The sequence below is a fragment of the Glutamicibacter sp. MCAF14 genome, from assembly GCF_052114325.1.
Classification (GTDB): Bacteria; Actinomycetota; Actinomycetes; order Actinomycetales; family Micrococcaceae; genus Glutamicibacter; species Glutamicibacter arilaitensis.
The window spans coordinates 1-13181 of the sequence record NZ_JBFREO010000007.1 but is presented as its reverse complement, the minus strand read 5'-3'; the positions used below and the strand labels follow the sequence as shown (position 1 = coordinate 13181).

General features: G+C 58.8%; 12 protein-coding genes, 2 tRNA genes and 2 rRNA genes. 5 read left to right on the top strand and 11 right to left on the bottom strand.

What is annotated here, in order from left to right:
* The first annotated feature begins 32 nt into the window (after positions 1–32).
* The gene (locus tag AB4Y71_RS14645; RefSeq protein WP_441721435.1) at positions 33–1079 is read left to right on the top strand and encodes an LLM class flavin-dependent oxidoreductase; all 1047 of its coding nucleotides are present in this window, start codon (positions 33–35) and stop codon (positions 1077–1079) included.
* Positions 1080–1136: 57 nt separating this feature from the next.
* Here AB4Y71_RS14645 and AB4Y71_RS14640 read toward each other — a convergent pair.
* Positions 1137–1213 (bottom strand) — tRNA-Val (locus AB4Y71_RS14640).
* Positions 1204–1587 carry a hypothetical protein gene (locus AB4Y71_RS14635; RefSeq protein WP_148669461.1) on the bottom strand — a complete coding sequence of 128 codons (384 nt, stop codon included), beginning with the start codon at positions 1585–1587 and terminating at the stop codon, positions 1204–1206. The genes AB4Y71_RS14640 and AB4Y71_RS14635 overlap by 10 nt, the downstream gene beginning before the upstream one ends.
* A 36-nt stretch (positions 1588–1623) precedes the next feature.
* Here AB4Y71_RS14635 and AB4Y71_RS14630 point away from each other — a divergent pair, with 36 nt between their 5' ends.
* Positions 1624–2241: a GNAT family N-acetyltransferase gene (locus tag AB4Y71_RS14630; protein ID WP_441721432.1), complete on the top strand. Its 618-nt coding sequence runs from the start codon at positions 1624–1626 to the stop codon at positions 2239–2241.
* A 4-nt stretch (positions 2242–2245) separates the two neighbouring features.
* Here AB4Y71_RS14630 and AB4Y71_RS14625 read toward each other — a convergent pair whose 3' ends face one another.
* The 5 genes from AB4Y71_RS14625 to AB4Y71_RS14605 form a co-directional block, all read right to left on the bottom strand.
* Positions 2246–3178 (bottom strand): hypothetical protein, encoded by a 933-nt coding sequence (locus AB4Y71_RS14625; protein ID WP_013347924.1) that lies wholly within the window; start codon positions 3176–3178, stop codon positions 2246–2248.
* Complete coding sequence (locus tag AB4Y71_RS14620; RefSeq protein ID WP_441721429.1) at positions 3175–4824, bottom strand: HsdM family class I SAM-dependent methyltransferase; 1650 nt, start codon at positions 4822–4824, stop codon at positions 3175–3177. Before AB4Y71_RS14620 ends, AB4Y71_RS14625 begins: the two co-directional genes overlap by 4 nt.
* 108 nt (positions 4825–4932) lie before the next feature.
* Complete coding sequence (locus AB4Y71_RS14615; protein ID WP_441721426.1) at positions 4933–5883, bottom strand: DUF808 domain-containing protein; 951 nt, start codon at positions 5881–5883, stop codon at positions 4933–4935.
* A gap of 166 nt (positions 5884–6049) precedes the next feature.
* Positions 6050–6123 (bottom strand) — tRNA-Thr (locus AB4Y71_RS14610).
* Between the two features lie 173 nt (positions 6124–6296).
* Positions 6297–7163 carry a DsbA family protein gene (locus AB4Y71_RS14605; RefSeq protein ID WP_441721423.1) on the bottom strand — a complete coding sequence of 289 codons (867 nt, stop codon included), beginning with the start codon at positions 7161–7163 and terminating at the stop codon, positions 6297–6299.
* A gap of 399 nt (positions 7164–7562) precedes the next feature.
* Here AB4Y71_RS14605 and AB4Y71_RS14600 point away from each other — a divergent pair, with 399 nt between their 5' ends.
* From AB4Y71_RS14600 to AB4Y71_RS14590, 3 genes are all read left to right on the top strand, one after another.
* The gene (locus AB4Y71_RS14600; protein ID WP_134780647.1) at positions 7563–9026 is read left to right on the top strand and encodes an alpha,alpha-trehalose-phosphate synthase (UDP-forming); all 1464 of its coding nucleotides are present in this window, start codon (positions 7563–7565) and stop codon (positions 9024–9026) included.
* A gap of 42 nt (positions 9027–9068) precedes the next feature.
* Positions 9069–9848: a trehalose-phosphatase gene (gene otsB / locus AB4Y71_RS14595; protein WP_134780646.1), complete on the top strand. Its 780-nt coding sequence runs from the start codon at positions 9069–9071 to the stop codon at positions 9846–9848.
* Between the two features lie 65 nt (positions 9849–9913).
* A complete protein-coding gene (locus AB4Y71_RS14590) occupies positions 9914–10981 on the top strand; it encodes an ABC transporter ATP-binding protein (protein WP_134780645.1) in 1068 nt (355 codons plus the stop codon).
* A 129-nt stretch (positions 10982–11110) separates the two neighbouring features.
* Here the strand turns inward: AB4Y71_RS14590 and rrf (AB4Y71_RS14585) are convergent.
* The 4 genes from rrf (AB4Y71_RS14585) to rrf (AB4Y71_RS14570) all read right to left on the bottom strand — a co-directional run.
* Positions 11111–11227 (bottom strand): 5S ribosomal RNA (gene rrf / locus AB4Y71_RS14585).
* Between the two features lie 144 nt (positions 11228–11371).
* Positions 11372–12154 carry an SDR family oxidoreductase gene (locus AB4Y71_RS14580; RefSeq protein ID WP_134780644.1) on the bottom strand — a complete coding sequence of 261 codons (783 nt, stop codon included), beginning with the start codon at positions 12152–12154 and terminating at the stop codon, positions 11372–11374.
* Between the two features lie 295 nt (positions 12155–12449).
* On the bottom strand, positions 12450–12737 hold the full coding sequence (locus AB4Y71_RS14575) for a hypothetical protein (protein WP_441721419.1): 288 nt from the start codon (positions 12735–12737) through the stop codon (positions 12450–12452).
* A gap of 335 nt (positions 12738–13072) precedes the next feature.
* Positions 13073–13181, bottom strand: a 5S ribosomal RNA gene (gene rrf / locus AB4Y71_RS14570); the annotation flags it as partial.

Below are 13181 nucleotides of genomic sequence, written 5' to 3'. Positions count from 1 at the left end.
TAGATGTGTTTGCATATAAACCGGAGGATCTGATGAGCACCAAACTCCCCTTGCCAGAAATCGGCGCCGAGACCTTCGGTGACATCACCGAAGACGCCCAAGGCAACCCGCTAAGCCATGCCCAGGTGATTCGAAACGTCATCGCCGAAGGGCAGCAGGCCGAGGCCTCGAATCTCGATTTCTTCGGCGTCGGCGAGCACCACCGCGATGACTATGCCATCTCCTCCCCCGAAGTCGTACTGGCCGCTTTAGCAAGCACCACGCAGCGCATCAAGCTGGGCACCGCGGTGACCGTGCTCTCCAGCGACGACCCGGTGCGCGTATACGAACGCTTCGCGACCTTGGATGCGATCTCCAATGGACGAACCGAAATCATCGCCGGCCGCGGTTCCTTCATCGAGTCTTTCCCGCTGTTCGGCCTGGACCTCGAGGACTATGAGGACCTGTTCGAAGAAAAGCTGCACCTGCTGGCCAAGCTGCGCCACGGAAAACCGGTTTCCTGGCAGGGCAAGCACCGTGCGGCTCTGCGCAACCAGCAGGTGTACCCGCTGCTGGAAGACCGTCCGCTCACCACCTGGGTGGGCGTCGGCGGCAGCCCGCAGTCGGTGGTCCGCGCCGCCCGGCACGGCTTGCCCCTGTGCTTGGCCATCATTGGCGGGCAGCCTTCGGCATTCGAGGGATTGGCCAGCCTCTACCACCGCGCGCTGGAGGAATTCGGCCAGGAACAGCTGCCCATCTCTGCGCACTTCCATGGCCTGGTGGCATCGACCGACGAAGAAGCCCTGGAAACGCTCTGGCCTCACTACCAGCGCACCATGAACCGTCTGGGCGCCGAACGCGGATGGCCGCCGGCAAGCAAAATGCGCTTGCAGGCTTCCATGGGCCCTGAAGGCGCCATGATGGCAGGCAGTCCGCAGACCGTGGCGCAGAAGATGGCCAAGGTGACCACGCAATTAGGGCTATCCCGCGTTGACATCAAATATTCGGCCGGATCCCTGCCGCACGAGGTGATGATGGAGAGCATCAAGCTGCTCGGCGAAGAAGTAAAGCCCCGGGTGCACCAGCTGCTGGGAAGCTAAACGCCGAAACTGAGCCGGAAATCACGAAAGCCACCGCGACGCGGTGGCTTTCGTTATTGGTGGATCTTACTGGACTCGAACCAGCGACCTTTCGCGTGTGAGGCGAACGCTCTAACCAACTGAGCTAAAGATCCATCTGCGCTCTGACTTGCAAGCCAAGTGCGTATGCAATCTTACCGGGCAGCGGACCTGACTCCAAATCGGTTCCGGTTCCGGTTGTCGCAAACCGGTTGTAAAACACACCGCAAATGCGCTGAAACCAGCCATCAGGGACAAGATAATCCGTTGCTTGACCAGAACAGAAAATCAGCGCCAAATAGTTTATTTGCGATTCACTTAAAAGTACCCATCTCCACTTGTCAAAAGGGCACTTTAGACTCCATAATTTTTCTAGCTCATCGAGCTCAAACTGGACCCTACAAGGAAGTTGCCGGAAGCCGCCGGCATCGGTCCCCTCAAGGCCAACGAAACCGCGCAGTGGATTTTCTCCACCGTGCAAAAGCCTCATCTTTCGTTCGTTCTTAGAATTTAGGACCGTACCCCAGTGTTTGAAAACCTGAACTTTTCCTTGTCATCCCTATGCGATCAGCCAGCCCAGCGCGCCGAATTAGCGTCCCTGTACACCGTTGTAGACCAGCGCTGGAACCAGAAATTCGATCGCCTGGCGCTGTTGGTGACCGTGCGCGACCAGGGCACCCTGGTCGCTGCTGGCCTGGTGCATGATTCCATCGTTGCCCCGACCTCTTCGATGAACGCCGTAGAGCTGGGCTGCATGGCCGTGCGCGCCGATTACCGTCGGCTGGGCATCCGCCAGCATGTAACCTCGCTGCGCCTTGCCCACGCCCTGCGTGCGGGCAGAACCCCGATCAGCGTTATAGATTCGCAGAACCCCGCTTCGTGGGCGTTCTACGAACGATCCGAGCTCTGGGAGCGCGAGCGCAGCTTCGAACACGAGGGGCAGCTGAAGTTCATCTACCGGGCTACCGAAGCCGCTTGGCAGTGGGCCGCGCAATTGCCTCAGGCCAGCGAAGATCAAGTCGCGATTCGCTTGTCCCAAGCACCGGCGCCTAGCGCACCTTTCACCCTGGCTCCGGCCTTGGCCTACCCGCACGCTGCCCGCTACGGCTCCGATGACTCAGCTTCGCCGGTCCCGGTGATGTGACTGCCTAGAACAGGGCGTCCTGCTGCTCATCGACTGCGTCGTGCCCCGGCAGCGGGGCGACTTCGCCAGCTCGGCGAGCGCGCGCGGCCTCGTGCAGGTCGATCGGAGTGACTTTCAGGACCGCATCAACCATGGCATTGAGGAACTGCGGGGCTGCGATATCTGCAGGCACCGGAGCATGGACGCACTTGACTTCCGGGTTTTCTGCTGTGTCATCCCAGTCCACCAGCAGCAGGCCGGTAGCGGTATAGCCAAAGCCGTCGCCGAAATCGCGCAGTTTGCGGATCATGTCCACGGTGCGGCGGAAGGCGGCCGGCTCGGATTCCAAGATCGTGGCGCGCTGGACGAAGAAGAACCCGACAGCTGCCAGCGGGTAGCGTGCGCGCAGGTTAGCCGCATCTCCATAGGCTTCCTCGTAGCGGTTGGCCAGGTTCTTGCCGAAGGAAGAGGTCATGGCCTTGGTGCTCAGCAGCAGCTCAGGGCCGGTAGACCAATGGGTCATCACCACATCTGTTTGCTTCATGTAGGCGCGGCCCAGTATGCGCGCATCGGTGCTGCCGGCCTTGCCCGACATGATGGATTCGTGGACCTCATCGGCCAGGCGCTCGGGAAGCTTGCGCAGCAGCTCAAGGATGTCGCTGGACAGGACCCGGGGCGCCTCCGGGCGCGGCCAGACCAGATCCGCATCGAATCCGGCACGGCGCAGTTCGTGGGCCAGCCACGCATCAACGCCCTGGGCGAAGCGGCCGGAGCGGGTCACCGCCTTATTGCGTACCGGGATGCTCAGCAGGCGTTCGAGCACGCTGAAGGAGGGGTTGAATGCCTCGGTGACTGCCCCGTTGTTCAGCCAGGGCGAATCCTTGGCCGCTGACATCAAGGTGGTATCGAATTCGGCAAAGGCCAGGGTCTTTTCAACCACGGGGTTAGCCACGTTCATCCCTTCACTGCTTTGCTTCGGGCCTTGCGGCGTTCGAGCATGCTTGTTCGCGCGGCATGGACCGCGGCCACGGCTGCGTGGTCCAACCCGAGCATCTGCTTGAGCACCACGCTGTCGACCAGGTCCGTGGCTTCCTGCTTGCGCCCCTGCTGCAGCAATTCGCGCACCGTGGGCTTGATGGAACGCAACCGCTTGGCATGGCGCTGCACCAGGTCGATTGACGGGACCGGCAGCTGGTCGGCTTCACGCGGTTCCAGCTTCAAGATGCCCCCGCCATAGGAGCGGCCCACCATTTCAGCGCCGAGCATGCTCAGGGTATTGAGCGATGCAACCGAAAGCAGCTCCCGGCCCAGCTGGCGGACATCAGCGCCGAGGTACACACCATGGATCGAGTTGATGTGGTGCACTCCAGCCTCATTGGCGGTCAACCGCGGGGTATCTGCGTTCATATAGGTCATGAACAGGTCTGGGACCGAGAGGACAGGTACCCGCCACCACGGCGAGCGCACCCGGCATTTATACGCCTGGTCAACGTTCTGCAACTCACCGCTGGCCACTAAGCGCGCCCCGGCGGCACTGGGTTCCGCTGCGGGACGGAACATGTAGGTGGCAGCCCCATGCTCGGTGAGCTTTTCCCAGTCTTCCTCGCTCAGTTCCAGCCCGCGCAGGTGGCGCGAGCCCGGAGGCGAGATGCGGATGAGGTCCTCGCGCACCAGCCCCAGCTGATGGATCTGCCCGGCGGAGAGGGTGAACCACTTGTTATTGCCGGTGACAGCTCCCAGCGAGGTCTCGCCCCAGGACTGCAGCGGCGCCATCCGGCCGGCGGCCAGCGCCGTGGCCAGGATCCCTTGGGCTTCAAGACCTGCCAATGAACCGGTCCAGCGGTCGCTCATGCGCACCGGGGTGTGGCGCACGCCTTCGCCGAGGGTTTGCAGATCCTGGGCATTGCGGAATTGGTGCAGGTTGAAGGAACCGCTGGCCCCTTCGCAGTACCCCTTGGCAAGCAGCAGCACCACTTCTTCCTGTGCATCGGCAAACAGGCGTTCTTCGAAAACTGCCAGGTGCACGTCGGCGAAGCGTTCAAGCAGCATTTGGCGGACCGGTCCGGCGTAGTTCACGAACATCAGCTCCGCGGGCAGTACCAGGGCCAGGCGGCCGCCGACGGCAAGGAAGCTGGTGGCGTGCACGACGAAAGCCGCCCAGATGCTGGCAAGTTCGTTCAGCTCCACGCCCGAGGCCTTGGCCGCGGCGCGCGAGAGCTGCCGGTCGGCGCCACGGTGCAGCTGGTAGCGCACATAGGGAGGGTTTCCGATAACAGCATCAAAATCTCCGTGGCCGGAGACTTCGAAGAAGTTGGCCTGTTCGATCCGCGCATTGATCCCAGCCGCGCGCATCCGCTGGCGGGCTGCCTGCACCGATGGCTCGTGCAGCTCCAGACCCAGCATGTCCAGCTGCTCGCGCTGCTCATCGAGCACCGAATGCGCGGCGGCAAGGAATTGCGCTTCACCGCAGGAAGGTTCCAGGACCCTGGATCCCTGCTGGCCCAGCGCCCACTGCGCCATGAAGCTGGCTACGGGTTCTGGGGTGAAGTAGGCACCGCGCGCATGGCGGGCGGTGGCCTGGTCGTTCAATTCTTTACTCAACACGCATCGATCTTTCCACGCAGGCCAGACAATTTGGCTGGACTGGTAGACCGAGTCCGGGGGTGCAACTTGTCCATTCTACGTGTGCGGGCATCCCGCAGTTTTTTGGACTCAGTGGGCGGTTTCGGCTTTGCCCTTGTGGCGCAGCTTCTTGATACCCAGGATGATGACGGTAATCACGGTGCCCATGATGAATCCGGCAAGGCAGGAGAAAGCGGTGTTCACCAGCCAGCCCAGTACGGCACCGGCCTGGCCAGTGGCGTCGTGGACCAGCAGTTCCATGTGGTGCACGAAGCCGTATGGGGCATGCCAGCCCAGTTCGTCCATGCCGACCAGCAGCAGGTGGCCACCCACCCAGAGCATTGCGACCACGCCGACCTTGCTCAGCACGGACATGACGATTGGCATCGCCTTGACCAGGCCGCGGCCGATCTTCTGCGAGAGCTCGCGCGGCTTGGCGGCCAGATGCAGGCCGATATCGTCCATTTTCACGATCAGGCCCACCGTCCCGTAGACCACGACGGTCATCATGATGGCGACGACCAGCAGGATTGCGGTGCGCATCAGGAACGGCTGGTCCGCCACCTCGTTCAGCGAGATCACCAGGATCTCGGCGGAGAGCACCAGGTCCGTGCGTACTGCGGAGCCGATGATGGCCTTCTCGTCGCGGTCCTTGCCTTCGAGTTCCACACCATGGTGCTTGATCCAGCCGAAAGCTTCCATCAGCTTCTCGGCGCCTTCGAAGACCAGGTAGGCCCCACCGAGCATCAGGATCGGGGTCAGCGCCCAAGGAGCGAAAGTGGATAAGAGCAAAGCCACTGGCAAGATGAACAGCAGCTTGTTGCGCAGCGAGCCCTTTGCGATCTTCCAGATGATCGGCAGCTCGCGCTTGGGAGAAATTCCGTGCACATACTGCGGGGTTACTGCCGCATCGTCGACAACGACGCCCAGCGCCTTGGTGCTGGCTTTGCCGGCTCCCAATGCGATGTCATCGAGGGATGCAGCGGTGACTTTCACCAACGCCGCAACGTCGTCCAATAGTGCTGCAAGGCCTCCGGCCATGGTCGGCTCCTCAAATATAGGTTCTGCGCAGAATTCTACCGGCGAGGCCTTGGCCCCTGCTACAGGCACGACGTTGAATCGAGCACGCTGTGTGGTTTAAAGAAAAGAAACCGCGCCATGAGGATTCACGGACACGGTTCCAACTGCTGGCCCAAGACCAGGACAGAGCCCCCTACCGGATTCGAACCGGTGACCTTCAGTTTACAAGACAGACGCTCTGGCCAGCTGAGCTAAGGGGGCGTACCGGATAAGAATATCCGAAAACCCTACGTCACTGCGAATTGGGGAAGCTGCAGGTTAAATGTCGATGGGAAGGAAACCAACTTTGGCTTCCTTCCCATCGGACAGAGTGCGAGATCAATATGGAATATTACCGAATCTCGGACGTTTGTCCAGACCTGGGCTGGATTTGCTTACTTGTTAGCAGCCATTGCTTCCTCGACTGCGGTTGGGAAGTCTTGCTTCGCCAGGTCGACTTCCTTGCCCTGGACGAAGATCGATGGGGTGCCGGCTACGCCATCGTACTGGCCAGCCGTGGTGGCGTACTTGACGAATGGACGGAACTTGTCATCGTCGATGCAGTCGGCAACCGATTCGGCAGCACCGTTCTGGATCGCCATGTCTGCCAGCTCGGCGTTCTTCATTTCGCCCTCTGGGTAGTGGCCCCACAGTGCCTTGACGAAGCCCATGTATGCAGCTGGGCTTTCATCCGCTACGCAAGCCAGTGCATTGGCTGCACGCGAGGAGAAGTTGGTTGCCGAACCGCGATCCAGGTAGCCGACGTTGCGGTACTCAATGGTGACCTTGCCGTCAGCCAGCCACTGTTGCATCTGGTCGCCATAGGTGGCTTCGAAGTCTGCACAGTGAACGCAATTGGCATCAACGTACAAGACGATGTTGATCGGCTCGCCTTTTTCAGCGACCGTCAGATCGCGTGGGGTTGCCGGAGCTGGAGCCTCGTCCGGTGCTTCCAGCTTCTTGATGTCCACCTTGTCGATGGTCTTCTCAGCGACAGTGTCGGCCGAGGTGACCATGATGCCGCCAGCAGCGGTACCGCCCTGGGGAACTGCGCCGCTGTCTTCAATTTTGGCGTTGTTGTTCTGCACGATCAAAGTGACGACCAGCGCGATTACCACAATGACTGCGGCCAATACGCCCAGCTTCACGAAAAGCGACTTACGCTTCGCAGCTGCCTCCTGGGCGGCACGCATCTGTGCTGCCTTTTCGCGAGCACTCGCAGTACGTTCGGCCTTCGAAGGGCGCGGATTATTCGTAGACATAAATTTGGTAGTTCCTTGGTCAGCGGAAAACTGTCATCTGAAGTCAAGCTTAGCCAACTCCGATGCCCAGTATCCTTGAAAACTCAAGATTCGCGCACCTTCACAGGACACACATATCTTTCGCATACAGCGCCCAAAGTGCCCAGAACCATGTACTTGAGCATTAAACCAAGTCATCATCGCAAATGCTCCCCCCTTTCCTCAGTTCCGTGTTAGCAACGGCACAAAAGCAGAAACCTGGTCATATGACGGCAAAACTTAGCCTGTCGTTCCTTTACTAGTTAGTTTTCACTAGGCTCAATACCAAGAGCGACGAACCATATCGAGACGTCATTCACTTAGAACCGACGAATCTGCACCACGCCGGTGAACCAGATTGAACAAACCAGGAGGTTTACAGTGGGTATCCCAGCGCCGAATCCAAAAACAGAAAATTCCTACGATTTCGTAGTCGTAGCCAATCGTCTGCCCGTGGACCGCATTACCAACCCGGATGGGACGCAAGGATTCCAGCGTTCGCCCGGCGGTTTGGTTACTGCCTTGGAACCGGTGATGGCATCTTCTGAAGGCGCCTGGGTCGGATGGCACGGTGGTATCGGCGAAGAGCTGGAGAGCTTCGACAAGGACGAGATCCATCTGGTTCCGGTCCCCCTGGATGAAGATGACCTTTCGCTCTACTACGAGGGCTTCTCGAATTCGACCCTGTGGCCGCTGTATCACGACGTCATTGTTCCCCCGGAGTACCACCGCACATGGTGGGACCGGTACAAGAAGATCAACCAGCGATTCGCTGATGCGGTGCTGAAAATTGCTGCGCCCAATGCCACTGTCTGGGTCCACGATTACCAGCTGCAGCTGGTGCCGCAGATGCTGCGGCTGGCACGCCCGGATCTGAAAATCGGTTTCTTCCTGCATATCCCCTTCCCCGCAGCCAGCTTATTTTCACAGCTGCCTTGGCGCACCCAAATCTTGCAGGGCTTGGCAGGTGCTGATCTGGTGGGTTTCCAGCGTGAAACCGATGCCTCGAATTTCCTGCGTTGCTTGCGCCGGTTTACTGGCTACTCCACCAAGGGTGATGTGGCTACTCCCCCAGCAGATAGCGACATGCAGAATCTGTGCCGAGCCAACGCGCATCCGATTTCCATTGACACCAAGACCATCGCCAAGCTCTCACGCGACCCGCAAATCATTGCCCGGGCCGCGCAGATCCGCCATGAGCTGGGCAATCCGAAGACCATCATGCTCGGGGTGGATCGACTGGACTACACCAAGGGCATCCGCCACCGCCTGAAGGCCTACGGCGAGCTGCTCACGGACCAGACGCTGCGTGCCGGAGACGTCTGCCTGATCCAAGTGGCGAGCCCCAGCCGGGAGAACGTAGAAAGCTACATGGAGCTGCGCGACCAGGTCGAGCTCATGGTCGGCCAGATTACCGGCCAGCATGACACGCTAAGCCACACCACCTTGCGCTACCTGCACCAGTCCTACCCATTGCGCGAAATGATCGCCATGTACCTGGCGGCTGATGTCCTGCTGGTTACTGCCCTGCGTGATGGCATGAACCTAGTGGCCAAGGAGTTCGTGGCGGCCCATCAGGACGGACGCGGCGTGCTGGTTCTCTCCGAGTACACCGGTGCCGCCGATCAGCTGCCGCAGGCGGTTCTGGTCAACCCCCACGATATCGATGGGATGAAGGCCAAGATCGTTGAAGCCGTTCAGATGAATGAATCCGAGCAGGAACGCCGGATGAAACGGATGAATCGCCAGCTGGCAGTGAATGACGTCTCGAAATGGTCCAACGATTTCTTGGCCGCGCTGGCCGAAATCAACGCGGCTTCTTCCGTGCACGGAAGCGTTCGCTAATAGGTTTCCGCAAGGATTCATTCATATAGATGAGGAGCTTCGTTGCCTGAACTTGCCCCTGCCCTGCGTGCCGCCCTGGCCGATTTCGCCGCACACGAGCGAGTGCTCGTGGCCCTGGACTTTGATGGAACGATGTCGCCACTGGTTGACCGGCCGCAAGATGCCCGGCCATTGCCGGCATCGGCGGCTGCCTTTGAGCAGCTAGCCACCAGCCCCGGGGTCTACACCGCGGTAGTGTCTGGACGTAATTTGCAGTCCTTGAATCAGGCCTATCCCGAACCACGTCCGGAGATCTGCATCGGCTCGCACGGTGCCGAACGATTACTGCCTGAGCAGTTGGGCGCACATTGGCATGATGAGCCGCTGTCCACGAAGCAGCTACAACTGCTCAAGGAACTCACCGGGCGTTTGGAGCAGATCGCTGCAGCTCATGCGAATGTCACCGTGGAGCACAAGCCCTCAGCCACGGTCCTGCATGTGCGTCAAGCAGCGCCCGATACGGCGCTTAAGGCTTTGGCACAAGCGAAGGCAGCACTGCAGCAATTAGACGGCGTAGCGCTGCTTGAAGGCAAAGCGGTGTTGGAAGCCACGGTCCACCACGGGGATAAGGGCCAAAGCCTGCAATGGCTGCGTGAAGTTCTCGATGTCCAGGCAGTCCTGTTTGTCGGCGATGATGTGACAGACGAAAACGGATTCAAGGTTCTGGGCACGGCAGATTTGGGCATCAAGGTGGGAGCCGGCCCCACGGTCGCGACGTATTCTATTCCATCCCCTGCTGAATTGCCAGACCTTTTGAAAATTCTGATTTTCATGCGACACTAAAGTGTCCCAATTCACTTTCACAACGGATCGTCGGGCACGTACCTGCCCGTGAAAGGATTGTCATCATGGCAACTGTGACCTTTGAAAAGGCCACCCGTATTTACCCTGGCGCACTTGTGCCTTCCGTCGACGCAATCGACTTGGAAATCCAAGATGGAGAATTCCTTGTCCTCGTTGGCCCTTCGGGTTGCGGTAAGTCCACCACCCTGCGCATGCTCGCAGGCCTGGAAGAAGTAAACGCCGGCCGGATTCTCATTGGCGATAAGGACGTAACCAACGTTCCGCCTAAGGACCGCGACATTGCCATGGTTTTCCAGAACTATGCGCTTTACCCGCACATGACCGTCGCCGAAAACATGGGCTTCGCCTTGAAGATCGCGGGCGTCGACAAGGAAGAGCGCAAGAAGCGCGTCCTGGAGGCAGCCAAGCTCCTTGACTTGGAGAAGTACCTGGACCGCAAGCCAAAAGCACTTTCCGGCGGCCAGCGCCAGCGCGTAGCCATGGGCCGCGCCATCGTTCGTTCACCTCAGGTCTTCTTGATGGATGAGCCACTGTCCAACCTCGATGCCAAGCTGCGCGTACAGACCCGTACCCAGATCGCGTCGTTGACCCGACGCCTCGGTGTCACCACCGTGTACGTTACCCACGACCAGGTGGAAGCACTGACCATGGGCGACCGCGTAGCCGTGCTCAAGGATGGCGAGCTGCAGCAGGTAGGCACCCCACGTGAGCTCTACGATCGCCCGCGCAACGTCTTCGTCGCTGGCTTCATCGGCTCCCCTGCCATGAACCTGGTGAAGCTGCAGTCCGAAAATGGAAAGATCGCTTTCGGTTCAACGCTCATCGACGCTCCAGGCTCCAAGGGTGGAACCACCCTCGGATTCCGTCCTGAAGATATCGAATTGGTCGGCCCGGGCGAAGGCATTGAGCTGATTGTTGATGTTGTTGAAGAACTTGGAGCCGATGCATACATCTACGGCTCAGCAGAGCTTGCTGGTGAAACTCAGGTGGTTGTAGTCCGCGTTGATGGACGCACTCCACCAGCACGTGGACAGCGCATCAACATTGCTCCCGATATGCAGCATGCGCACATGTTTGATACGGAAAGCGGCTTGCGTTTGGCAGATGCCTAGCATTAGCTGATTTATCCCAATGGCGACGTGGAATGAACTTCCACGTCGCCATTGTTTTGCTCTTGGAGTTCGTTGCTCCGGATAAACATCGAAGGCCCCGAACTAAGTTCGGGGCCTTCGGCAAATTATGCCCGGCGATGACCTACTCTCCCACACCCTCCCGAGTGCAGTACCATCGGCGCTGTGGGTCTTAGCTTCCAGGTTCGGTATGGAACTGGGCGTTTCCCCCACGCTATGGTCGCCGTAACTCTATACCTCATGGATAACCATGGGAAAACTACGGTGTCCGTCGCAATTGCGATAACTCCATAACTATATCAAGCAACTAAGCACTGCGCCAATTCAAAGCAGGTGGGTGACAGTGTTCTTCGCCATAGACAGCACTAGGCCCTAGGCCCAGATGTCATCGCCACGCAGGGTGGCTTCAGCACCGCCGTCACAGTAAATTGTCTGGCCAGTAACGTGAGTATTTTCTTCACTCGTTAGCCACAGCAGCAGCTTGGCAATGACCACTGCTTCGGAGTGGTAGTTCAATGGCATTGGCACGTTCTGGTCAACCATTGCCTTGCCTTCATCCGTAGACAACAGCTCGCGAGTCATGTTGGTGATCACGGTGCCAGGGGCCACGGCATTCAAGGGAATGCCGGCGCCGGCCCACTTTTCGGTAATGCATTCGCGACGAACCCAACGGCTCACGGCACGCTTCGAGGAGGGATAGTTCAGATATCCAGCACGTGGTCCCTCGGCTTCCAACGAAGCGCCAATGGCCAGGGCCTGTTCTTCGTCGCCCGAAAGCAAGGCTTCAACCAGCTCCGCGGAGTTCTGCTGTATCGATGCCATCGAGGAAACCACCGCAACACGTGGCGATTGCGCCTGGGCTAATGCAGGTAGGAGACCTTCAAGGTAGTTGGTGACGCCGAAGAAGTTTACTGCCACCGTCACAGCTTTAGGCGCAGAGATGCCGGCGGCTGCAATAACCGCATCGATCTTCCCCTCAGAAAGCTCCAGAGTGCGGCTCACGGCGCTTTGCCGTCCTTCTGCTGTCGACAAGTCGGCGGTGACATCAGCGTCGCGCAAATCGACGCCAATGACCTTGTGTCCACGTTCCCGAATCAATTCAGCGGTGGCAGCACCAATTCCAGAAGCAGCACCAGTAACTACATAGGTTCTCACGTTCGGTCATCCTCTTTCGTAGTCGCAAGACGAGTCGAGTCACCGCAAGTCAGACAGTTACAACCTCGCTCATATCCCACAATATGCCTATTTCAATTGGGGTCCTGAACAACGATGCCTAAGGCAATCGATTAGCAGCTAACCTAAAACAGCGCTTGGGTGGTCTGCGCCAAATAGAAACGAAGAACTTCCCAAAACCACGTAACCCTGCAGCTCCGACAACCAGCCTGGAACCTAAATAAACGAGAACGTCCCCTGGCGCTGCCGACGGATCCCTCAAATAGACCAATTGCTACTACTGGCTGCGATCCATGCTCCGGGCCAGCGCCCGGCGCATAGCGTAGCCAACCACCAACGGGGCTCCTGCCATCAACGTGTATTGCAACCACAACGGGTTAATCAGTGCAGGCTCAACAAGAATGAATGCGGCACATACGGCCACAAAAAGCATTACAAGTGCGGTGAAAGCCACTGAAGTCGTGCTCGTGCTCTCGGATTCTGCCCCGGTCTCGTGCAGACCGGCAAAGAAGAACCCAAGCAGGAATGTGGAGGCCACGAGCCCACTGGATGCTAGAAAGCTCATGAACAACATGTTTGCCCAACTCTCCCGTTTAGATGACTGCTCACAGTCATCGGGCCGCTATCTCCGTTTTGCAAGATCCTAGCAGGATCCCAGACCGAGGACTTGGAAATCTATCGACCCGATCTTGTTAGAAGTCCCTTCGCGCGGGTGTTCTGTACACATCTTTGGCGCATATTCCTCTGCGCCTACAGCCTCAGGGGAGTCTTTTTCAAGTCCTGTTTTAAATAGCGGAAAGAGGCCACGCATCACAGCCTGACCCCTGCTACGGGTTAAACAGGTGAGGCCCTGGAACACMATAAGTGTTCCAGGGCCTCAAACCATTCATCTCAAGTTAAGTCCGGCGGTGACCTACTCTCCCACACCCTCACGAGTGCAGTACCATCGGCGCAGTGGGCCTTAGCTTCCGGGTTCGGTATGGGACCGGGCGTTTCCCCCACGCTATGA

Coding starts and splice junctions, on each gene's coding strand:
- AB4Y71_RS14645 (WP_441721435.1), top strand. CDS start 33: ATGAGCACCAAACTCCCCTTGCCAGAAATCGGCGCCGAGACCTTCGGT.
- AB4Y71_RS14635 (WP_148669461.1), bottom strand. CDS start 1,587: ATGAGGCTTTTGCACGGTGGAGAAAATCCACTGCGCGGTTTCGTTGGC.
- AB4Y71_RS14625 (WP_013347924.1), bottom strand. CDS start 3,178: ATGAACGTGGCTAACCCCGTGGTTGAAAAGACCCTGGCCTTTGCCGAA.
- AB4Y71_RS14615 (WP_441721426.1), bottom strand. CDS start 5,883: ATGGCCGGAGGCCTTGCAGCACTATTGGACGACGTTGCGGCGTTGGTG.
- AB4Y71_RS14605 (WP_441721423.1), bottom strand. CDS start 7,163: ATGTCTACGAATAATCCGCGCCCTTCGAAGGCCGAACGTACTGCGAGT.
- AB4Y71_RS14590 (WP_134780645.1), top strand. CDS start 9,914: ATGGCAACTGTGACCTTTGAAAAGGCCACCCGTATTTACCCTGGCGCA.
- AB4Y71_RS14575 (WP_441721419.1), bottom strand. CDS start 12,737: ATGAGCTTTCTAGCATCCAGTGGGCTCGTGGCCTCCACATTCCTGCTT.